This window comes from Bradyrhizobium sp. SRS-191 (assembly GCF_024586915.1).
Classification (GTDB): domain Bacteria; phylum Pseudomonadota; class Alphaproteobacteria; order Rhizobiales; family Xanthobacteraceae; genus Bradyrhizobium.
Window position 1 is genome coordinate 713,272 of sequence record NZ_JANBVS010000001.1, and the last position, 23,895, is coordinate 737,166.

The following is a 23,895-nucleotide window of genomic DNA, read 5'->3' on the forward strand; positions in this document are numbered from 1 at the left end:
CCATCGTCATGGCTTTCTCAGGGTTGCGGTGTAGTCGAGCACGAGGGTCGCGCCGGTCAGCACGCCCGGCTTGAGATGACCGTCCTTGAGCAGGGCCGGCGGAACCTGTTTCAGGGTGATGGTCCAGTTCGCAGCCGGTGTCAGCGGGCACGCGATCGCGCCCGAGCCCCACGGCGTCTTCTCGGTGAGATTGAGCGAGAGCGCGCCGCCCGCGGCCGGCGCGAGTTCGACGACCAGATTCCCCGTGAACGGCACCGTCACGTCGAGCTGGAGATAGGCCTTCACCGCGTTCGGAGCGAGCAGGTTGGGCGGCGCCGCATCGGGGCCAATGGCGAAGGTCATCGCCTGCGGCGTCGGTCCGGCCGGATTGAGGAAACGGGCCCAGGCGTCGGGATAGCGCTGCTGCAACGCCATGCTGGCCTGCCCCGCATAGCTGTTGGCGATGGCGCCCGTCACGGCGTCCTTGAACGTGCCGCCGCCGACCAGTGCGCTGTAGGTGAGCGTGATGACCACGTCGGCGATCGCCGAGAAATCGATGCGGTTGGCACCGAGCGGCAGGTCGAGCCGCCAGCTCGACACCGCGCCGGTGCCCTCGAACGGCAGATAGCGGTCGTCGGCGCTGACGCCGGCGATGGTGCCGTCGTCGGTCCCGCGCGACAGCGCGATCTGCTGCATGTTGCGCCAGTTCAGGCGCAGCATGCCGTCGGTCGGCGTCACGTCGGCGCCGAGCAGGAAGCGGACCGAGGTCGGATCGTCCTTGATCAACACGGTGTTGCTGGTCTGCGTCAGCGTGCCGTGCACGTTCTGATACGGTCCGACCACGGCGGGGATGGTGACGCTGAGCCGTTCGATCTTGCGGCAATACTGGCCGGGGAAATCGTAGTCGAACAGGAGCTCGCTGAGCTGGAAGTTGCAGGAGCCGGTGCGCTGCAGCGTCAACAGCGCGACCGGGTCGAGCGCCCACAGCGAGACCGTCTTCTCGATGGTGAGGCGGCGCCGGTTTGCGGTGTAATAGGCGTGCTCGAGCTGGCCGAGCGCAACCTGGAGCCCCTCGCCCGCCAACAGGCCCGCGCGGCCGCTCTCCCAATAGCTGAAGTCGAGCACGCTGGTCTGATTGTCGAGCTCGTACTGATAGGCACGCTGGGAAGCGAGCGCGAGATCGAGCGCGATCTTGTAGCACTGGAAATAGAGCGCCTGCAGGCGGGAGGCCATCCAGCCGTAGAGATCGGCATTGGTGAATTTCGACGTCAGTGCCGCCTGCATCGCGTTGTTCTGCTCGATCGACAGCGTGTTGATCGCGACGTCGCGTTTGAGCGACGCCACGCGCGCCTTCGCAGCCGCGATTTGGGCGTCCATCTGCGCCACCTCATAGCCCGCGGTGTTCTTCTGCAGCGTCCATTCCTGCTCGCGCCGCTGGTAGCCGGCGATCACGCTCGACAGCGTCGAGGCGAAGTTCAGCGTTCCAGACACGATGTCAGCCGCATCGGCGAAGGCGCCGAGCGACGAGCCGATCTCGCGACCGCCATAGGTCATGGCGAAGGGCGAGCCGGCATTCGGCACCAGATGCGCGCCGCCCGAGAGCGCGCGGATCACGCCCGCCGTGGTCTGGAACACGTTGGCGAGGATCATCGTCGTCAAGCTCGTGACCTCCGCCGGCGACCAGCCCTCGCTGAGCATCCGGGTGTAGAAGTTGAGCCGCTCCTGCGCTGCGAGCTTGGCCTGACCCAGCGAGTCGAGTTGGTCCTCCGCCTCGAGCACGAGCTGGGCCTTGAGATCGCCGGTCTGCACCAGGATGGCGCGCTCCTGCCGGACCTGCAGCGCGTGCAGGTTCTCGGAATCCTTCTTCTCCAGCGCGCTCAAGAGTGCGGAGCCGAAGCTCGTCAGGGTCGCGGTGAGCTGCTTGGCGCGATCGAGCATCACCTGGAAGCGGTAATGCGGCAGGCTTCCGGCGCCCTGGTTGATGACGGCAGGAGAGCCGCCACCGCCGCCGGAGCGGATCAGCGCGCGCGGATCGATCGGCGGATCGAACAGTGGCAATAGCCGCGGCAGGCCGGCGAGCGACAGGCAGTTGCGCACCTTGTAGAGGCTGGATTCCAGCCGGTCCCAATAGGTGATGAACTCGGTGCTCTCCGGCACCGAGAAATAGGCGCTGATCATGTTGAACGGCGCCGGCTCCAGCTTCAGATGGCCGGGCTCTGGAGTCGGCATCACGCGCTCGAGCTCGATCAGGAATTGTGGGATGAGCTGGCCGTAATCGGTCTTGATCTTGGCGAAGTCGATCGGCTCCGGCGGCTGGTAGACGCCGCGCTGGCGCGGCCGCGGTCCGAGCAGATCGGCCGCCGTCAGATAGAGCAGCGTCGCCTGGTTGACCGATTCCCTGGTGTCGCGGGCAAACAGCGAATCCGCCCAGTCGAGCAGATTGCCGATGTAGTGCTGCACGATCGTCTTTTCATAGGCGACCGGCCGGAGCTGCGCGACCGTATGCGGGTCGAACGGATCGGCATTCCAGGCTTCGATCGCGGTCTGGTCGGTGAGGTCGTCGACCAGCGATTTCGCGGTCAGGCTGCGGAACGGCAGGAACTGCCAATAGACTGATTTCTCGTTCCCGATCGGAGGGACCTGGCCCTTCGAGATCGCGGCCGGATCGAAGATGTAGTCGTACCAGGCCTTGGCGTCCTCATGGTGTTGGTTGGCGCTGAGCTGGCTCGCGATGAAGAACGGCGCCTGGAAGAAAATCTCCTCGAAATAGGGCCGGTAGGCCCCGTCGAAATCGACCGCGCCGCCGTTGAGCGCCTTGGGCGCGCCGACGTTGAACGGCTTCTTGCCATCGGGATAGAAACGCGAGAAGTCGAGCGAGGCCGGCCCGGACGCCTGCTGGGTCTTGATCGACAACAACTCGTTGACGCCGCCGAAGGTCATGATCTGCACGAGCCGGCCGACTGCGCTCGTAGTCATCCGCGTGAAGTCGAATATCTGGCGCTGCAGGTCGATCGGCTTGTCCGAATATTTGCCGCAAGCGATCACTTGACAGGCGACGTTGACCGTTTCCTTCTGGTCGAGCGTCTTGACCGGAATCTGGACGTCGTCGATCTTGAGGATGTCCTCGATCGCCTTGAGCGTGACATTGCGCGGCACCATCAGGAACGTCTCGTCGCCATTGTCGAACACGAACCAGCCGACCTGGTTCTTGACGGCGAGGATGGTGGCATCGGAGGCAACATTGGTGATCATGTCGTAGGGCGCGTCGATCACCCGCTTCGGATAGTCCGGGGAATCGACGAAGGCGGAATCCACCAGCACCGAACGGCTGATGTTCGGGCCGAGATCGCTGCCGAGCTTGATGAAGGCAAAGGGCGGCTGGGTCGGATCCGGCGTGAAGTCCGGCATGTAGGTGGCGATCGATGTCGCGTTGAGGCCGATGTCGAGATAGGTGGCCGGCACGAGCTGGATCGCGCCCTGCTGCTTGCCGGAGAAATACGCGCCGAGCTGCGAGGCGCGGTAGACATCGCCGACGAAACGTCGCTCATCGGAGGTCTTGATCTTGTCAAGATCGGGCGGCGGCACGTTCGGGCTGGCAGGAATCGGAAACGCGTTGCCGAATGCGATCAGCAACCGCTCGCCTTCATCGGTCGTCGCCGGCACCCGCTGAACGAAGGCGCGGCGCCAATAGGCCATCTTCGCATCGACACCATTGACCGACGGCGCGCCCGGCGTGGGATTGATGACGTTGTTGACATAGAGCGTCGGCTGGGCGTCGAACAGCACGTCGGATTCGAGCGACTGCGGCGCCGACCAGGTTTCGTCGAGCCGGCGATAGGCATAATGGATGCTGGCATGCCGCACCTGCTTGTCGTGCTGGGTGCCACCTACGAAATACGAGCCCTTGACTGTATCCACCTCGACCCAGAACAGGATGAGGCGGTTGAAGGCGAACACCAGCGAGGCGTCCGGCGACGTCATCGCGACGTCGATCTTCGACCATTGCGACCAGATGTTGCCCTTGCGCAGCGTCCGGTAATAATACTGGTAGGGCGTTGCCTCGGTGCGGCCGAGGAAGAATACCGTCTCCACCGGCGTGCCTGAAATCGGATGCGGCGCCACCGCGCGCGCCGGCTCGACGGTGTGCAGCTTGGCGAGGTCGGCGAACGCCGTCAGGTAATTGGTGAAGGCCCGTTCGACCGTCGCCGGCGTGATGTTGCTCTGCTGCAGCTCTTCCTGGAGCTTGCGGAACAGATCGGTGCGATCACGCCGCAGGTTCGGGTCGATGTAGTTTTCCGGATATAGGAATATCTTGCGATTGGCTTCCCATACCCGGTAATTGCTCAGCCACGGCCACCAGACCGGCGCGATGTTGCCGAGGCTGACGACGCCGGGCTCGAGCGACATGCGGCAGCGCTGCAGATAGGTCTGCACCGCCGCGGTCGCTTCGACGATCGCCGAGGTGACGTCGCAGGCGCTGGTTTCAACGTCGATCAGCAGATATTCCGACAGCGCGCGCAGTGTCGCGAGCTTAAGCGGCTCGCCGGCGTTAAGCCAGACCGCCAGCGGCGCGAGCCCGTCGCGGCGCGCCGTCTCCGTCCCGTCGGAGACGGGCTTGTAGGCCGTGGCCCAGTCGCTGCCGGCCGACTTGGCCTTGAGCATCGCGAGCAGCGAGGCTGCGGCTTGCGCATAGTCCGTCCAGGCGTCCGGCGGCGTCGCGCCGCTGAGCACCGGGAGCCGGGAAATCTTTGCGATCGCGGTCGCGCTGCCAACGTCGGTGCCCATGGTGGCGGCAAGCTCGAAGCAGGCGCGCGCCTGCCACAGCGTGCTTGGCGTCAGCGTGATGCGCTTGCTCCAGATGTCCTGGACGAGGTCGATGAAGGCCGTGGCGTCCCAGCCGGTCGCAGTGCTCAGCGCTGTGATATTGCCGGTCGTGAGGTAGATCGCGATGTTGCGCGGACCATCAGTCAATGGTTGGTAGAGCGCAACCAGCGTCGCATAATCGCTCCAGGCCTGCACCGCCGCCATGGTCAGCGTCTCGAGCGAGGTCAGCCCGAACGCCGCAGGCGACGCGGCGGCGTCAGAGAGATCGGCGGCCTTCAGCCCGAGGATCTCGGCCAGATACGCAATCCGGTCGGACTTCACCAGCGGCGCGGTCAGCGCGGTGACGTCGCCGGCCGTCGTCAGCAGCAGGATGCGCGGATCCTGGCCGGGAAACGCCTTGGCGAGCACGTCGGTGACGATCGCCTGCGCGATGTCGGCGGTGCAGCCGAACAGCGTTCCGAGCTGGCCATAGGTGCCCTCATCCTGGGCCCGCAAGGCCGGGACCAAGACGTCGACGGACAGCTGCACCCGCTCCGACAGGTCGCGTAACACCGAGCGGACGGCTGCGATCTTGATCTGGCGGTCCGGCGCCGGAGCGCCGGGGAACAGGAACGATAGTTTGGTGCTCTCATTGACGGGGGCAGCCAGCCCATTGCCGAGAATGATGCCGTTGTCGATGAGTGCATCGAAGGCATCGATGGCTTCGTCCAGCGTGATGATACCGCGCACGACGAGGTCGCGCGCCGAGACCGGGAACAATCCGGTGAGCACCGTGAAAGTGAGCTTCCACGATGGAAACGTCACGATGCCGCTGCGGTCCAGCGCCTTGCCGTAGACCAGCGCGTCGAAGATGCGCTGCCCGCGCGTGGAATCGTCGTCGCTGGAGAAATTTGCCGCCGTGACCAGCCATTCTGCGGCCATCGCGCGCAGCGCCTTCAGGAACGGCGGCACGTCGGCGGCGCGGACCACGCCGCTCTTGTCGCCAGGCTCGCCCCAGACGATGAAGGCGAGATCGGCGAGCGAGAGGTTGCGTTCGGCAACGAGCGCCTTGAGATCGATCAGCTTGTTGACGTCGGCAGGACTTGCAAAGCGGCTGAGCCCGGCAAGCCGCATCAGCGCGGTGCAGTCGGCGACGCTGATGGCGAGCGCGCGTGCGATCCTGGCGATCGACCACAGCGCCGAGAGCGTCGGCACGTCGAGATCGAGCTTGGCAGCCCCAGCCGCCACCGTCGCGCCGATGCGCGAGAGATCCTTGTCCGACACGGCTAGCGCCGCGGACAGATAGGTGCGCAGCGCCTGGGCGTCCTTGCCGCTGCTCGCCAGCACCCATGAATCGACCTTGTCGGTGAACAGCGGATTGTCGACATAGAGCGGCCGGTAGGTGCCGGTGCGATCGCCAGCCGAATTGAACACGCGGTCAAACAGGTCTGCAGCTGCCGGACCGTCGCCGCGGCCCCAAGTCTTCAGTACCGACCACAGCGCGGTCGTCTCGTCCATCGGCAGCGACAGGCGGCGCGCCAGCGCCAATGTCTGGCCCACGAGCGTCAGTCCGGTCCCGCCGAAATCGGTCTGCCGCGACGCATGTAGCGTCCAGTCGATATCGGCCACCGCCACGCCTGAGACCTGCGACAGCCGGACGATGCGGTTGAGCCGGTCGATCCGGTCGGCATCGAGCTGATCGACCACCTGCAAGGTGTAGCTGACGTCGGTGCGGTCGCTGATGAGCTGGGCGCGCGGCGCGGCCGAGGCGGCATTGATGTAGAGTTTCGCGGCGAGCCCTGCCTCGAGCTCATCCGCGTTGAGGGAATCCACGAACAGGGCCGCAATGGCGACGTCGTCGAGCCTGATGCGTTCGCTCAGCACGCTCGCCTGCGAGAGCGTGCCAGGCGGATAGAACCAGCCTTCCACGCCGGCCTCGGTCGCAGGCCAGGCCTGATCCACCTTCAGCTCGGTGTCGCTGTCGATGGTGACGACCGCCCGCATCGTTGTGCCGACGCGGAGGATCGAGGCCTCGGCTGCCGCGGCCTGGAAGCCGCTGCCGGTCACGACCAAATTGTCCTTGGAAATGCTGACCGTGGTCTTGATCGGCTGCGCCAGCAACTTTGCATCGCCGCCGAAACAATCGGCCAGGGCCACGCCCGAGCGCGCATTGACCACAAGATCGCGCTGCTCCGGCGACAGATTCAGGGTCTCGGCCGCGATCGCGGCGGCGTCCGGCATCTTGGGGGCGTCGGCCGCGCGGCCGACATAGGTCTGGTAGAGCCCGACCAGCGAAGAGCCGAGCTGCAGCATCGCGGCCCGCATTTCCGCCAGCCGCACATTGATCGGCAGATTGTAGGGGAACACCCGCGTCGCGATGGCGTAGTCGGTGTCCTGGCCGAGCTGCGGCACCAGGAAATCGTGGATCACCTGATTGACGATCTGCAGCTTCGGCACCGGCGTCGTCGTCTCGGCGCAGGTCAGCAGCTGCGTGAAGAGCCCCTTGCGCCGCGTCTCGAGCTTGGCCCAATCCGGGATCTTGTTCTTCGGATTGCTGGTGATCTGCTCGTCCACCACGCGCATGAGGTCGACGAAATAGGCCGCCGGTCCGACCACCGACTGGCAGTGCGGCGACGGGATGAAGTCCTGCGAGCCGAACAGGTCGGAGAACGACGGCAGATGGCTGAACTCCTCCGCCATCGCCGCAAGCGCGTTGTTGGACGAGGACACGCGGCCGTGCGCGGAGAGCGCCGCGCGCATCTGCGCGGCGAGGTGGACGACGCGACTGTGAACGTCGATCGCAGCGGCATGCACCTGCTCGAGCGTGGCATCGCTGACGGTTCCGGAACCGTCGGAGCCGCGTGTCAGTTGCGCTCGGATTGCATGGAGCGGCCGGTTGGCGATCGCGGCCGCGCTGTGCAGGCCCGACCGATACAGGTGATCGACGACCGCGGGATCGTCGGTGAGCCGTACCAGGCTCGCATGCGCACGGGCGGCGGCGAGAACCTGCTCGCGGTCACCGCCGGCGAACTGCAGGCGCGCAAGCGCGTCCTTGCGATAGAAATCCGTGCCAGCGAGCGCGACGCCCGGATTGGCCTCGAGGAAGTAGCGGAGTTGCGGATCGGCGGGGACGAAGACCGTATCGTTCATCGTCGAGCCCTTCTTCCGAGCCGGACCATGACATTGATCCGCGGCAAGCTGCAAAGACCAAGTCTCACAACTCAAAATAGATAGAAGAGCAACACCGACTGAGTCAACCAATGATTGATTAAATCGCGATGTTAGCGGAAGCCGAGACGCGCGAACGAGACAGCCTTTAACGCCTGCGTGGTGGCAATGCACGTTGAGCGACAGGCCATCATCGTCATTGCGGCGTGCGCCAGCCACTGAGCGCCATGATGCCGCGGCTGCGGTCCGGCCGAACCACGATGCTGGCGTGGCTGCCGACATGCTGTCCCCGATCGAAACTGAGCGGCGGCAGGACGCCAGTCTGGAAATCGCGCAGGCTTTCGATCGCGGTCATTAGCCCGGCCCGGCTGACGCGCGCACCCATACGCTTCAGCCCTTCGGCGAGAACCGCCGCCGCCGCGCCCGCCAGCGGCGGCACAGCCGAAGCGGCCGCTCCGCCCGGCCCGATCGGAAGCACCAGCCGCAATCTTTCATCGGTCGCAATCTCCGGCGCCACCGCTTCCGCCGCGCCCGCGAGCAGGAACGAGCCCGGCTGATCGGCAAGTCGGGCAGCCAGACGGTCGAAATCGGCGTCGGACAGAACGACAATGGCATCGGGAGACGCGGCGGGCGCAGGCGGAAGCAGTGCGGCAAGGTTGTCGGCATGCGCGCGCCGCAACACCGTTGCGCCGCGACGCCGCGCCTGATCGGTCACGGCGTCGGCCACGGTTCCATCTGGACCGACGACGACGAGTTGCATGGGATGTCCGATCTCGGCGGCGAGTTCGTCGACCAGCCCGCGCATCTGGTCTTCGACGGGCGCAAGGAGATGGAACAGATTGGACGCGTCTTGCGCGATGGCCGGCCGAAGTGGCGCGATCACCGGCACATCGTCGGCCTCCTGGCCGGGCTCGGCCGGCAGCATCGTGCCAGCCAGCGCAAAGACGCGGCCGCTCGCGACCAGCGAACGCCAGGCTTCGGCGGTGTCACTCCCCGCATCGGCGGTGACCAGTTGCAGCCGGCGGCCATAGATCGGCCCTGCCGCCGTCAGCGCGCGCTCCAGTCCATCGCGCATCGCGTGCCCCCAGGGCGCGGCCGGTCCGGACAGCGGCAGCACCGCGCCGATGCCGATCTCGCCGGGCGTCACGCCGGGATCGAGATCGCGGTCGGTGCCGACGATGCGGAGTTGGTCGAGCAGCGCCGAAGCCTGAGCCGCCGTCAGTTGGAAGCGCGGCATGCTGGGCGCAAGTGTCCGGCCGCCGGGATCGATCCCCTGCCCCAGGGCGCGAATGAGCAGGGCGTCGTCGTAAGCCGGGCGGCCCGGCTGTGCAGACGTGGCCTCGCGCGGCGCCGTCAATGCCCGCCAGCTGAGCGGCGGCATGGTGATGCCACCCTCGCGGCCGCCGGCCCCGTCTCGCCCGTGGCACCCCGCGCAGCGGCGCAGCCGCGGCGCCAGCCGGATGTTGCTGCCAGCGAATGAAGCGATCACCTCGTCGGCAACGCCGCCCGTGACGAAAATGCGGCGTCCGGAGGATGCATCGTCGCCGGCCCCGGCCGCGGTGGCGAGGAAAAGCGCACAGCACCCGCTCCACAGCGCGCGGCGCATCCGTCATTTGGTCGATTGCAGCGCGAGCACCGCGCGCGCGATCACAGCCGGCTCGGCCATCCCGAACGTCTTGGTCCAGACGCCGGTTTCGACGTTGCCCAGGATCACGATGGTCGAGTGGTCGAGCGGGTCGACGGTGTAGGCGGCAAGCCGCCGCAACAGTGGATCGATCTCGGACGGCGCGCCGGTCAGGAAGTACCAGCCGGGCTTGATACCGAAATTCTCGGCGAATGCCTTCAGCTCGGCGGGATGATCGTGCTGCGGGTCGACGGACAGCGAGATCATGTTGATCGCGCCGCCGACCTTGTCGCCGAGCAGGTTCTGGACCTGCGCCAAATTTGCCGTGACCATCGGACAGGTGTCCTTGCAGGTGGTCAGGACGAAGTTGATCATCACGATCTTGCCGCGCAGGAGGTCATCGAAGAAATGCACCTCGCGGCCGTCCTGCGTCACCAGCAGCGGGTTTTGCATGTAGGCGCGCGCGGCGCCGGAGGCGTCGGCCTTCGCGGCCGGCCCGGCAGCGCCGATCAGCGCGTCGCGGACCATGTCGGGATCGTTGCCATCGACATGGGTCCAGCCGCCGTCCCTGTCGTTGCGGACCAGCACCACCGGCGTGTGCTCCTCGGGCCGGCCGAGCGGCTGGCCGAGCTTGTCGAGCAGCCTCGCGATGTCGGGCAGCGCGCCGGTGACGAAGGTCCAGCCCGGTCCCGGATCGAACAGGGCGCTGAACTCCTTGAGCTTGGCAGGCGTGTCCGTGACCGGATCGATCGAAATCGAGATCAGCTCGATATCCTTGCCGATGCGCGCCGCAAGCTTTTCTTGCACCACGCGGAAGTTCGACGTCTGCATCGGGCAGATCGTGGTGCAGGACGTGTAGATGAAGTCGATCGCCACTGTGCGCCCGCGGACCAGGTCGCTGTAGAACTTCAGCGACTTGCCGTTCTGGTCGCGCACCGGGATATCCGGGATCGCCGCGGCCGACTGTTGCAGGACGGCCGGCTTCGCGGATTCGTGGTTCATGTGGGACATGTCGTGCGGCGCCATCTCGTGCGCAATGACCGGCAAGGCCGCGCATATCATCATGGCAACGCCGATGGCGATTCTGCTCTTCATGCGACGCTCCTCCGTTCGTCCTGCCGCGTGCGCCGCTGCCAGAACGGCGCCTCCGGCCAGCGCTGCTCCAGGGCGTAATTGCTTGCACACTGATCCAGATAGCTGCGCCAGGCGGCTTCGCGCCGATCCGCCGCGGCCAAGAGCGCATCGCGCTCGCCGTCGAGCGTGCGCACGACGGCCGCCGCGGCGTCGATGCCGCTCTCGATCGCGACCAAAATACCTTCCGAGGACAGCGGGTCCTGGGTCGCAGCGGCGTCGCCAAGCGCCAGCCAGGCGGCATCGCCGAACCGCTCCAGCCGGCCGCTGACCGCGGGGACGACCGACGGCGGCCCCGCGAGCCCAGCGCCGTAGCGCAAGGCTCGCGCCGCGGTGTGCTCCGCCGCGGCCAGCCGGTTGAACCATGACGTCATCCGTGCGCCGCCGTTCGCAAGATCGGCATCGGTCATGAAGACGGTCGCGAGACGATCCTGCGGCAGCGGCGCGGAGTACCACCAGCCGTCCGGCACCGCCTCGACCAGCGTTGCGGCCGGCTCAGCCTCCGCATCGGCGCGCCGGGCGACATAACCGACCAGCGCGACCATGCGGTCGACGGCGTGCCGCCTGACGCCGCGCTGGCGCGCAAAGTTCGCATGGCGTCCGCCGGCATCGAGCACGATGCGCGCATCGATCTGGCGGCCAGCGGAAAGACGCAGACGAAAGCCCCCAGCCGTTAGCGCGTCAGATGCGAAAACGGCTGCGGACGGAGCAATACGCGCGCCCGCCGCACGCGCCGCGGCGCGCAGCAGCGCGTCGAAGCGGCGTCGATCGAGATGCCAGCCGTGACCGAAACGGTTGAACAGGAAATCGCGGCCCCAGGGCTCCGCGCCGCCCCATGCCGACCAGCTTCCGACCGAGGGCAGATGGCCCTCGCCTGCCATAGCACTCCACAGGCCGAGCGCCTGCAGCGCCGGCTTTGACGCCGGCGGCAGCGTCTCCCCGACGGCAAGCCGCGGCCGGCCGGCGTCGAGCAGCACGACCGCGACGCCCGCGCGCGCCAGCGTGAGCGCGGCGGCGGACCCGGCCGGCCCGCCACCGATGATCACGACATCGGCTGTCCGCGGCAGCGCCGCATCGCCTCGCATCTTGCTTACCTCGTTCCCTGCCTCATTCCTTGTCTCGTTTCTTGCTTCGCTCAATGCGGCGTGCCCATGCCCAGGACCTTGCCGCTCTTGCGGCGATAGATCCGGTGCGGCGTCACCGGCGCCTTCGGCGGCCGCCGCACGGCAGCCATCAGCGCCACCTTCGGCTCCTCAAGCGGACAGCCCTTATCGATCCACTGCGCCAAGATGTTGCCGCAGGTCTGGCCGCCGGTATCAGGCACGATGGAGCGGAAGTCGGTCGCCATCGCGCCATTGCCGGCAAGCAGGCTCTGCATGATCGGGCTCGCGACGGAATCGAACGGCACGATCCAGCCATTGTCGGGATTGGCGAGCGCCGACATCAGTGGGCGGTTGCCCTTCTTGAACCACCAATGCACCATCTCGGTACGCACGGCGCCCTTCTTGTCCGGATCGGGCCCGGTGATGCGGACGTTGTGGCCGGCCTGGCCGACCTGACGCTGGCGCAGCGTGTTGATGACGTAGTCCATGGCCTGCAGCAGCGTCTTCTGCGGCGGCGGCGTGGTGTTGGCGAGCGAGACGCACCAGTCGCGCAGCAACAGCTCCTCGTCCGCGGTGAAAACGTGGTACATCGGCCCGTTGAAGGAGAGCAGCTGGAAGAACGGGCTGATCTCGGGACGTCCGGGCACCATGAGACCCGAGGCCTGCAGCTCGTTCATGAAGCCCGGCGGATCCAGGAACCAGTCGTTGATCGCGGTCGAGCCCAGCGTCTTCTCGCCATGGGTCTGGCTGGCGAAGGGCGCCTTGCTGACGATCAGCGCCTGAACCTTGGCGTCGAGGCTCTGATTGTTCTGGAAGTGGTCGGTGATGGCCTGGCCGAGGCTGCCCAACGTGCCGAAGGTGACGTAGCCGGTCCAGATCCGCTCCCAGGCCTTCTGCATCGCGTCGGGACCTTCGTTCGCCCTGACCCGGTCGAGATAGATCTCGACGGCACGCTTGGCCAGCGCGCCATGGCCGGCGGAGGCGTTGTCGATGCCGACATGCAGCGAATAGTACAGCGGGTTGATATTGAACGCCTTCAGCGTGTTGACGGTCGACACCAGCGCGATCGACGACCATTCGAGATAGAGCGTCATGCCGAGGATCTCGGGCAGGAACTCGTCGTCGAATTGCGAGATCGCCAGCAGGAAGCAGGGCTGTGTGAAGGCCTCGTCGAGCAGGCGCGGATCGTCGGCATAGGCGCGGGTGTAGAGATCCGGCAGATAGTAGTTCAGGCTCTTGAGCAGGTCGGTGTAGACGTTGGCGTGGTTTTGCGAGGCCACGCCGTCGCCGAGCTCGTCCTGGCGAATCTGTGCCAGCAGTTCGCCGACCTCGTCGACCGGCCCGTCGGGAATCGCGCGGCGCAGCCAGGCGCCGTCGAGCTGGTTGAACGGTCCCATCTGGAAAAGACCGTAGGCCTGCTGCTCGCGCGTGCTGGTGGAGAGATAGGTCGCCGGCTGAAAGCCCTGGCTTGCGGGCTCGTTGGGGGCGCGGTTGTCGCTGAGCAGATTCGGATTCGAGGTGGTCTGGTTGTCGCGGACGAAATTGGCGTAGATCTCCTCCATTCGCGCATCGAACGCCGCCTGGCTGTAGGGAAACCAGGACCAGACCTCATCCGCATCGGGCTCGTGCATGTTGCGGCGGCCTTCGTCCAGATAGTGATGCACGAGCTGGTGAGCGCGCGGCACGAAGTCCGGATAGGCGTCGATGTTCATCAGATAGTAGAAGAAGTCGCGCTCGCTGCTGCCGTAATAGGGCGAGCGCTCGGTCTCGACATAGAGCGTCTCGCCCTTGACCTCGCGCTTCACCACGAAGCCGAAATGCGACCACGCCTTGATCATCGCATTGTCGAGCGCGGGCGAGACCGAGGGAATGCCGCGGGCCCAGGGCTGCCGCACCGACAATGCGCGCGCCAAGGTGCCTTCGGTTGTCTCGTCGAAACTGGCCACGACCTTGTCGAGTTCCTCTTCCGGAATCACGTCGTCGGGCCGCGCCGTCGGCCACCAATTGGTGTTGCACTCGCTGAAATCGGCCTGCCATGGCATCGCCATGTGCCGGGTGATCGCGCCGGGGCCATTGGTCTTGGCGTCGATGCGGCAGGGGCCGGACCACAGCGCCGGATCGGTGGCGATGTAGGTGATCTCGATGCCGGGATAGAATGGCGCGCCGATGCAGGGCTCGAAGGCCGCACGGTTGAGCGCCTCGGGCTGGGCCGCCACCGGAATACTGTCGAACGGCACCGGTTGCGGCACGCCGGTCCAATCGTCGTCGAAATCGCCCTTCGCCCATCGCTTCATGTTGCCGTATTGCCGGTCCGACAGCGTCAGCCAAGTGACGTAATAGCCGCCGGGGATCGGCACCGTCGGCGGGGTCACCGGCCAATCCTTGCCGCTCGCGCAGTCGTAGACCTTGTCGTTGATCTGGCCGGGGTTGAGCTTGGTGCCCGGAATGTCTTCCGTCGTCTGCGGCTCGCCGCCGTCGCCGGACATCTGCGGCATGAAGCGGTAGCTGGCGTAGGACAGGCTCTCCGGCGTGTCGGCGGCTTGCGGCGTCGCAGCCACCAGTCCCGGCGGACGCAGCCGTCCAAAAATCTTCTGGCGCTCGGTTGCCGCCTCGACGTCCTCGCTCTTCTGCTTGGTGTGCAGCAGGTCGAACAGCCGACTGTGCACGTTGGCGAAATCGTTGTTGGTGTTGGCGCCGTGATGCTCGTAGGCGGTACGGTTGAGCCAGGTGAAGCCGGCGAGGCGCGCCAGGATCGGATAGATGTCTCGCGTGAACGACACCTTGCGATCGGGAAGCTTGCCGCCGTTCTGCTTCTTCTCCCAGGTCTCCATCGCGGTGTCCCAGAGTGTGGTCGGCATCTGCGCGTCGGCCGCGAATTTCGGCGGCGTCACCAGCACCCAGGCGCTGTCCCTGACCTCGACCGCCTTGCCGCCAATCCGCACCTCCGCCGTGACCGGGCCGTCGGACGTGTCGTCGAACCAGTAGTCGTTGTTGGCGTAGTAATTGTTGTCCATCAGCCGGCCGACCGGATTGTCGGGAATGAGCGACTCGCTGCGGCCATAGCCGCCGAGCACCAGCAGCCGGCCGCTGTCGTCGACCTGGAGCGTGCCAAGCTTCACAGTCTCCTTGGCCGACATCTTCACCGGCGTCGGCAGGCGATCCTTGGTCGGGCAATTCCACCAGCCGTCACGCGAGCCCTCCAGCGGAGCACCGCCGGGCGCCGTGTCCGAATAGGGTAGCGGCCCGATCGTGCCGGTATCGAACTCGACCGGCCTGTCGCCGGCCTTGATCGAGCGCGGGCCGGCATCGATCACGAGAAGCTTCTGACGCTGCGCGGGATCCATGATCTCCTGGTTGCGCAACGGCGTCTCGTTCGGATTGTACTTGTAGAAGTTCGGATACTGGCTCTGCCAGAACCGGCCGAGGAAGGTGTTGTAGCTCGCCTTGGCGTTGGCGAGGTGCACGGTCCAGGTGATGTCGATGGTGTCGTCGGCCAGAAGCTCGCCGATGCAGACATTGTCCTTGTCGAAGGCATAGAGGCGGAAGCGCGCGGCCTGCCGCTTGATCCGACCCGCCTTGTCCTTGAAGCCGGTGGCGGGCGCCATCACCTGACCCGGCGCTTCCGGCCCGATGTAGAATTCGTCCGGACTATTGCCGATCCGCGCGATGCCGACGCCGGGATAGATCTGGCAATATGCAATTTTGCCGGTGTCGATCTTCGCCATGCTGACCTCTCCTGTTCAAATTGATTGAGTCACGGCGCGCCCGCGGGCGCGACCGCCAAAAGCCGTCCTGCAACCGGCGCCAGCGCAACCGATGGCGCCTCGACAAACACGTAATAGTTTCCGGCCGCAGGCATGCTGAGGTCGGCCTGATAGGCGCCATCGCCCAGCGGCCGCGCCGCGTTGCGCGCCGCATTGGTTCCCGGAATCGCAAAGCTGACGACGCGCGCGTCGCGCACGCTGTCGACGGGCAGGCCGGTCTGCGCATCGACCAGGCGGAATTGCAGCGCGAGCGGCTCTCCGGCGCGCGGCTGCCCGCGCAGCGAAACGTCGGTCACCACGGGCGTGCGCGCCGTCGCGTCACTGCCGGCCGTCTCCTGCTCGATGCGGGTCTCGAAGCACTGCACGGTGCGCGGCGCTTCCGTGTAGAACACGACGTCGTAGGCACCGGCGCGCGGCAGGCGGGCGATGGTGCGATAGACGCCGGGCTCGACCTCGCGCAGGCGACGGTCGAGGATCTGCACCGCGCGCGGCTCGCGGCCATAGGTGGTGAAGCTCGCGGACGGCGCCGCCATGCCTTCGCGATAGTGATAGATGATGCGCTCGCCGGGATTGGCGATCACGATGCCGTCGCCGGCCGGCACGCTCGCGAAGATGTCGGCACGTGCGGGCGCACTCGTGGCGCCGAGCGCGAGCTGCCCGACGCCGACGCTGACCGCGCTCGGCACCCGGCCCTCGATGCCGATCTGGTCGAGCGGAAACGCATCGACGAACTCGCTGGCGCGGCGCCGCACATACATCAGGTGGTCCGAGAAGCCGATGGCGTCGGGCTGGCCGGCAAGCTCGATCCGCTGCACGATGCGGTCGGTCGCGGTGTCGACCACGAGGACCTGGCCGGCCTCGGGACTGGCCGCGACGAGAAAGCGTCCTCCCGGCACGAAGCGCAGCGCCGAGATCTTGGCCGGTCCCGCGATGGTCGCGTCGGGAATGGATGATGACGCGGCGAGCGACGTGATCGTGCCGTCCTCGCCGGCGGCATAGACGCGCTGCGCCAACGCCGAATAGACCAGCACGCGCGGACGGCCGGCGGGCACCGAGCGGACGACCTGCCGTGTCGCAAGATCGATCACGCTGATAGTGCCTGCATCGGCATTGCTCACGAAGGCAAATTGCCCTTGTGCGTCAATGGCGATGTCGTGCTCGCCAACACCGGTGGCGATGCGCACTTGAGCGGCCGCCGGGTTTGCCAGATCGACCAGCGCGACGCCGCTTTCCGTCTCGGTGCCGCCGGACGTGACGCGGTAGGAGGCGAGCAGCAGATCGCCAGCCGGCGTCAGCGCCAGACGCGACGTTCCCGGCAGCTCGACAGTGGCCCTGATGCTCCAGTCGCGCGTGTCGATCAGCGCGATGCGGCCGATCGAGGGCTGCGCCACCGCAAGGAGCGTTTGGTCCGGCGTCAGCGCCCAGTCGGTGCCTGTCGCGTCGTAGGTGGCAAGCCCGATCAGGCGCGAGCCGCCAAAGCCGATGCGCGGGTCGATGACGGAGACGGTCGCATCGGCGCCGAGCGCGAGGATGTAGAAGGTATTGAGATCGAGCGCCGGCACCGCGAGGCTCGCGCCGCGCACGAAGGTCGCGGCCAGACGGCGGCATTGCCGCTCGTCGAGGGTAGCACCCGCGACATGCGGCACCAGCCAGGCCGCTGGCCGCGCGCCGCGCAGCGGCGCATGACCGGTGGTGAGCGTGAACGCGAACGCGGCATCACGGCCGGCCACGAGCGGCTGGTCCGGCTTCGGCGCGGAAAGCGCAAAACCGACGCGGGTGCCGGCGGCCTCGGCCTGCTCGGCCTGCTCGGCCCGCACAGGGCTCGATGCGAACCACGAGACAGTCAACAGCGACGCCAGCGCCGCCGCGGCGCACGCGCGATGACGCCGCTTCAGCACCTCATGGGTCATTTCAACAGTCCGACGTGACGCCGGTTGCGGATCTTGACGCGCGGTGGCGGCGGCTGCAGCATCGTTGCTGCGACGGGTTGCGCCCCGAGCACGCGGACAGCTGCGATGTCGGCCATCGTCTTGGCAACGACAGCCCTGTCGCCCGAGCGCTCCCACTTCGCAACGCCGCCGAATTTCGACACCAGATCGACCGAATTGGGAGCGCCGTCCAACGTCTTCGACCATCGTCCGTCGGGTCCGACCTGAACGGCCGTCGTCTTGCCGTCAGCTCTCAGACGAAGCTCCTTGGCATGGACACGGTCCGCTTCGTCCTTTGCGGGACGAACGGTGACATAGCCCGACACGGTGAACTTGCCGCCGTCGGACTCGGCACTCGTGATGGCAATTGTGTCAGGGAACTGGTCCGAAACCGGTCCCAGCGTCGGCGCCACGCGGAACAATCCCCAGAAGCCGACCTGGAACTGGTCGGCCGTCCAGGAGCGGTAGACGTAGTCGCCGGGCACCCTGCCCGTGCCGCCGGATGACGGTATCACCACGTCGAAATGCGAGGTCGCGCCGTAGCCGCTGGTGACGGAGACGACCGGCGAGGTCTTGTTGTCGCCAATCCCAGTGGAATTGTTGACGTAGGGCTCGGCCTGCCAGCTATGGCCGGAGAGCTCGAATACCTGCTGATTGTCGCCATTGCCGCCGGCATGCAGCAGCCTGAAGCGCGACGCCATGCCGGCCGGCGCGCGGAAGACCGGCGTCTGCGGATCGCCGCCGACCAGGCGATTGGCGATGTAAGGCGCGGTGTTGACGTCGGCCCAGTTGACCTGGGCAAGCGTCCCGATGTCGCCGGGCGGCGGCGGCGACGCGTTGAAGGTCAGGTTAGTCCAGCTCTGAATCGGCCCGATCGAGTTGGGGAAATTCTGCAGCAGCTGGCCGAACCGGTAAACCGCAGGCTCGGTCTTGTAGTTGATCGCCGACAGCGCGTTGCCCGACGCATAGTTGGACTTGCCGTTTAGCAGGATGTCCGCATCGTCCTGGCCGATCACGACGAACTCGCGGAACGACGAGCCGTCCTTGAGGAAGATGGTCGCTGACATATGGGTCGTCGGATCCTCGACGAAGCTCGAGCCAGCCGGCTCGACGACGAGGCCGCCGAACAGCCCGCGATAGGGATGGTTGAGCGGATCGGCGGGCATCAGATTGAGCGCGCCGAACTCGACCGGCGTCGCCTTCGGCTGGCCGCCGGGCCCGGCCTCGAGTGTTCCCGCGTACCATCTGTAGGTGCGGTTGCTCATCGGTGAGGCCGTGCTGTTCGGATTGTCGCCGACATTGATGCCATTGCTGCTGGTGACATCCTGCGCGAGCAGTTGCGGATGCAGTCCCACGGTCGTGGACGGCGTGAGATTGATTCCGCCATAGGGCGTCGAATAGGGAACGCCGGGCCGCGCGCCGGAGATACTGGTGGTGAAGGTCGGCGCCGAGGTGTCGACGGCGTTGCTCAGGGTGACCTGCACCACGTCGCCGGCCGCCACGCGCAGCACCAGCGGCTCGACCGTGACGCCGCGCTTGAGCATGCCGCCGGGAACGCAGTCGGACGAGCCTTGGTCACACAGATCTTCGTTGCGAACGTAGATGATCGCCATCGGATCGTTGAGCACCTCGTTGGTGGCGAAGCCGGTGCTTAAGGTCAGTCCGCGGCCGTTGTAGGTCAGCGCCGCGCCCTTGCCGAGCGCCTGCTCGATGGTGAGCGCGGTGACGGCGAAGACTCGCAGGCACGGTACGCCGCCGTCGCACTTCTCGGCGACATCAGGCGGCGAGAAAGGCAGGTCGACCGGTTTCGGATTGGACGGCAGCAGCTTGAGACCGGCCTGCTTCTCCGAGGCGCGCAGCAATCCCCACAGGCCGTTGCTCATGCCCTCATACGAGGCGCTGGTGGCGTAGAGATAATCGCCGGCACGCGGCACCGTGAAGTGCAGCTCGAAATGCTCGCTGAGCAGCGCGAGCTGGCTCTCGCGCCAGCCGGAGTTCGGATTGTAGGGCTCGAACTTCCAGGGCAGGCCATGGGTGATGACGTCGTGCATGGTGGTGAAGCCGCCCGACAGCAGTCGGATCTGCACGGGGTCCTGCGGGAACACGTTCAACAGCGGCGTATAGGGATCCTCGTAATTCATGCCGGCGCTGATCGGATTCTTCGGGAAGATGAAGCAGGAAGTGTCGGTGCAGGCCGGATTGATCTTGCTTCCCCCCGTCGGCTGCACAGAGAACTGCGCGTTGCGGCCATCGATCGAGGAGTACGACCAGGCCGCATCCCCGGCCTCCGGGGTCTTCGCGTTGTTGAGCCGCAACGGCAGCGGCTCGTTGCGATAGTTCATCGAGAAGGTGCCCGATCCGAAATCGGCGATCACCAGAGGTTGCACCACGGGCGGCGTGGGGATGTTGTTGAAGGCCGGATTGATCGCGTTCGGCGTATCGGTCCAGCCGGTATAGGCCTTCGCAGGCGCGACGCATCCCGGCGCGCTCGGCGGAGTCGGATAGCAGTCGGGCCGCGACTTGCTGGTGTTGCCGTAGACCAGCTGGGTGTCGGCCCAGGCGAGCGCGAACTCACGGTAGCTCTTGTCCGCACTGCCGTCGGGCGGCAGGATATTGGCGGCAAAACTCGTCGGTCCGCCGTCGTCGCGTCCCTGCCCGAGAGGCGCGCCGTCCGGCATCGTCCAGGTCGATCCCTTCGGCTCGATAAGAACGCCGCCATAGAGGCCCGCCTCCTGATGGGTCGAGGGCGAGAAATGGTCGTGCGTGAACACGGTCATGTAGGACCGCTCGCGCGCCAGATCCTTAAGCGGGTCGACATACCAGAGCCGCACCGTGGCCTGTGCGCCCTTCCATTCCTGTCCCGGGCCGTCGCCAAGCGCAGGAATCGGGATTGCCGTCTTGGGCCTGCGCAGCGCGCCGGCCGGACATTGCGCGGGGATGTCGACGAAGCCAGGCAGCGGCTCGCACATGCCGCCGAGCTGGTTGATCGCGTTGATGCGGTCGCGCACCTCCTGCGGACTGAACGTGCCGTCCTCATAGTTGAAGCCGTTGGCGGCACCGTCGGCCGCCAGCACGTCGAACTTCACAAGATGGATGTGCTGGCCGATGATGTCGGTCGGCGTGCGCACCTGGTAGTCGTCGAGCTCGTAATAGGACGGCACCAGGTTGGACTGCCAGTACTCGACCGTCTCGCCGTTGTTGGCGCGCACGAACAGCGGCTCCGGCGGCTTGGTGCCGTCGATCAACGACTTGACGTCGCTCCACAGCGCCATCATGCGCTGTTGCGGATAGTGCCAGCCCGCCTTGTTGAAGACGGTGTCGATCTGCACGTCGGCGCCCTTGTAGAGCCGCTTCGGCGCATCTTTCTGGTCCGGCGGCGTCGGATTGGCGAACGGGGCGCCCGAGGCGCGCGGCGCGCCGGTCTCGATGAAGTCGGCCGGCGCACCGTCCGGCGTGATGCCGCGATGCAACCGCTGCTCATGCGCTTTCATTGCGAGTTGCTCGACAACGGTGCCCTCCTCTGGCAGGCGCAGGGCATCGATGCGGTCGAGATTCTTGGTGTAATCGGTCTGGCTGTGCACCTCGGTCTTGACTTGGCCGCCGAGCACGAGATGGCGCGGCAGACCGCCGTCGAGCACGGTGTGATTGTCGCGCGCGAAAGCGAGTGGCGGATGCGGCGCGCGGTGACCGGCGAGCCCGGGCACGAAGAACGGATAGCCGGGATTGCGATCGGGCTTCTTGGCGAAATGCACTTGACCGCCCGCGATCTCGACCGGCGCCGGCACCGGCGCCTGCGCGTAGGTCGGCAACGGCACCACGGCCGGCGTCGGTGTGCCCGTCGCGATCTCCGGATCCGGCAGCGCGCGGCTGCCCGGCTTCGGCCGGCCGTCACCGTCGAGCTCGGTGCCCAGCTCTAGCGTGTCGTGGACGCGGAACAACGCCCACATGCCCGAGGCGAAGTGCGGATAGAAATGGCAGTGGAAGATCGAGTCGCCCGCGGTCAGGTTCTGGTTGCCGGCGCCGAAATAGACGAGCTCCATCGAGAAGGTCGAACCTGGCCCGATGGCCTGGCTGTCGAGATAGGAGCTCCCGGGCTGATCGGGCGCGAACAGCCATTGATGGGCGTGATGGTGATGGACGTGATGCACGGATGCACCGGCATGCAGCACGCGGAAGATGGTGTGGTCGCCGAGATAGCTGTGATAGACGTTCGACGGATCGTCCGGATAGAACGCCTTGGTCGGCTTCAGCCGCGGTGTCTCAGCGTTCTTGCAGCCGCTCGTGCCCCAATCCGATACGGTGACGGTGCCGACAGAGGCACCGGCGCCCGATGTCGCGATGTTGGACAGCCAGTTGCCGGCGCAGTTGAGATTGGCGGGAACGTCGACCACGATGCCGGGATCGCCGCCCGGCCATGAGCTCAGGAAGAACTCTTCGAACTTGCACTCTGGACAATCGGCCGACGGGCCGATCTTGAGCCGATTGGCGAGGATCTCGTTGACGATGCCGGATGCGCCATAATTTATGGCAAAGCCGTCGCCGCCGCCGCTGACCACCAGATTGGTGCCGGGCGTGGTGTAGTAGTCGGGGAAGGCCTGAACGAGGTCGAGCGATTCCGAATAGATCGAGGTGATCTCGCGGAATGGCGCCTCGCGGTCCGGCAGCAGCGTCGGATTCTGGGTCGGCCGGCTGCCCTTGGCGAAGCGGCCGTGGCGCGGGCCGGTGATCAGCGCGGTGAGGTCGGAGGCGACGATCTCGTCGCCGTCGGTCATGCTCAGCACGGGCTGTCCGCGGCGCGGACCGTCGCGGAAGCGGGCCTCGTAGTTGATGAGCGGCTGTCCGTTACGGTTACCACTCGTCGCCAGCGTCATGTCGGCGTTGGAAACCTGGCTGCGATACCACTCGGCACTCTTCGGCTCGACGTTCACCGCGCCAAACAGGCCTGCCATCTGCTGCGTTGTGCTGAAGCCGTTGAAGTCGCCGGCCGGGCTGTAAATCAGGTACGTGCCCTCGGACGGCGCATATAATGTGTAGGTCTGCCGCCCGCCGGGCCCGACCTGACCGTCCGGATTGGCACCGGCGTCGAACCCGTCATCGTTGATCGACGTCGCCGGCTCGAGCCCGGTCACGTGAATGGATGCGGTGCGCGTCACCGGTTGCTGCGGGCTCTTCGGAACCCGCGCGAGCAGGTTCTGGAAGTCGATCTTGAGACAGTCGCCGGCATTGACGCGCAGCACCAGCGGTCGCGGCCGCTTGTCGGAACGGAGCTGGACGTTGCCGGGCACCCAATCCTGCGACGGATCGATCATCACCACGTCGCGGCGCAGCGCGTAGATCATGCCCTCCGGCCGGCTGGTGCCGAGCCGGTTGATCATCATGGGCTGATCGAAGGCGACGACGTCGGCGTGCATGATGCGGTGCCCGTCGCACACCGCCGCAGCCACGGGACTTGCAGTCACGGCGACCGCGCCGAGCGCGATCACGCCAACCAGCAACTTGTCAAAAAAAACGAATGAAGACGCGGTCATCCCCGGCATGGCTCCCGCTCCGTGCCGGAAAACGCCGCTGGCTGGATGTCAGCAGTGCGAGCCGGCCCCGGTTCAACCATAGGTGATATTTACCCTCCAAACAATAAAAGATTGAAGCTGCGACCAAACGCGCCCTCTGGTAGAGCGATCAAATTTTCTGGAGAAGTGCGCCAGCCCCCACTTGGCAATTTGATGTCAGCCGTCGATCTGAAGCAGATCGCCGACTTTACAAAGGGCTTCGTCGACGCTGTATCTGCGAAGCTGCTCATAGAGAAGGATGCCGACGGCAACGTCGTACAGCGGGAACGCCGGCGCTTCGCGAACGCTGCGATGACAGCATGCCGTCGTGCATGGTTCGTCGGACAGCGTGCAGAAGAGAAGAGAGTGCCTGCCGTCAACCCATTCTCCAAATTGGGACTGTAGGTGCGCGCGCCGGGGCAGCCGGTGCGCGAAACGCCGACTGCTCGATGAGACTGGCGAGACCTTGTTCCTCGAGCTGATGGCCGAGCTGGACGCAATCATGCAGACGACGTTGTCTGGCCAACGGGCGGCCTGATGCTACGCCGAGACGGCAGTGGTCTGCCCTGGAGCGGCAAAGGCAAGGTGCTCACGCAAGTCGAGCGCATTTCGAAGAAGATCATTCTAGCCGCGGGCTTGCGGCCTGATTTGACGTTCACGTCGTTCGGCCGACATGGCGGAAACCACGGAAGCGAACACATCGGGACTCACCGAAACGCAGTTGATGAAGAAGGGCCAATGGTCATCGGCCAAAGCGATGGTGCATTACCTCCACCACGACGACGAGGCCAAGCAGGAGCCGCAGATCAAGCGCATCAAACCTCGCAAGCGGGCGGCCATAAAGTGAAC

9 protein-coding genes are annotated in these 23,895 nt (G+C 66.1%); 2 read left to right on the forward strand and 7 right to left on the reverse strand.

All coding sequences use genetic code 11. From position 1 onward, the window contains the following. Positions 1 to 6 precede the first annotated feature (6 nt). Genes NLR35_RS03265 through NLR35_RS03295 form a run of 7 tightly spaced genes read right to left on the reverse strand, consistent with a single transcriptional unit; the run spans position 7 to position 23,028 of the window. Positions 7 to 8,232, reverse strand: a complete 8,226-nt coding sequence (locus NLR35_RS03265) for a neuraminidase-like domain-containing protein (protein ID WP_257165103.1) — start codon at positions 8,230 to 8,232, stop codon at positions 7 to 9. Further along, positions 8,147 to 9,556 (reverse strand): ABC transporter substrate-binding protein, encoded by a 1,410-nt coding sequence (locus tag NLR35_RS03270; protein WP_257165104.1) that lies wholly within the window; start codon positions 9,554 to 9,556, stop codon positions 8,147 to 8,149. Before NLR35_RS03270 ends, NLR35_RS03265 begins: the two co-directional genes overlap by 86 nt. A gap of 3 nt (positions 9,557 to 9,559) precedes the next feature. Continuing rightward, positions 9,560 to 10,669: an SCO family protein gene (locus NLR35_RS03275; protein ID WP_257165105.1), complete on the reverse strand. Its 1,110-nt coding sequence runs from the start codon at positions 10,667 to 10,669 to the stop codon at positions 9,560 to 9,562. Further along, complete coding sequence (locus NLR35_RS03280; protein WP_257165106.1) at positions 10,666 to 11,790, reverse strand: tryptophan 7-halogenase; 1,125 nt, start codon at positions 11,788 to 11,790, stop codon at positions 10,666 to 10,668. The genes NLR35_RS03275 and NLR35_RS03280 overlap by 4 nt, the downstream gene beginning before the upstream one ends. Before the next feature lie 50 nt (positions 11,791 to 11,840). Beyond that, on the reverse strand, positions 11,841 to 15,533 hold the full coding sequence (locus NLR35_RS03285; protein ID WP_257165107.1) for a LodA/GoxA family CTQ-dependent oxidase: 3,693 nt from the start codon (positions 15,531 to 15,533) through the stop codon (positions 11,841 to 11,843). Between the two features lie 29 nt (positions 15,534 to 15,562). Then, on the reverse strand, positions 15,563 to 17,482 hold the full coding sequence (locus NLR35_RS03290) for a YncE family protein (protein ID WP_257165108.1): 1,920 nt from the start codon (positions 17,480 to 17,482) through the stop codon (positions 15,563 to 15,565). Beyond that, positions 17,479 to 23,028: a multicopper oxidase domain-containing protein gene (locus NLR35_RS03295; protein ID WP_257165109.1), complete on the reverse strand. Its 5,550-nt coding sequence runs from the start codon at positions 23,026 to 23,028 to the stop codon at positions 17,479 to 17,481. Before NLR35_RS03295 ends, NLR35_RS03290 begins: the two co-directional genes overlap by 4 nt. A gap of 192 nt (positions 23,029 to 23,220) precedes the next feature. Between NLR35_RS03295 and NLR35_RS03300 the strand changes: the two genes are divergently transcribed. Further along, complete coding sequence (locus NLR35_RS03300) at positions 23,221 to 23,451, forward strand: hypothetical protein (RefSeq protein WP_257165110.1); 231 nt, start codon at positions 23,221 to 23,223, stop codon at positions 23,449 to 23,451. Between the two features lie 268 nt (positions 23,452 to 23,719). Further along, entirely contained in the window at positions 23,720 to 23,893 is a 174-nt protein-coding gene (locus NLR35_RS03305) for a hypothetical protein (protein WP_257165111.1), read from the forward strand. The last annotated feature ends 2 nt before the right edge of the window (positions 23,894 to 23,895 follow it).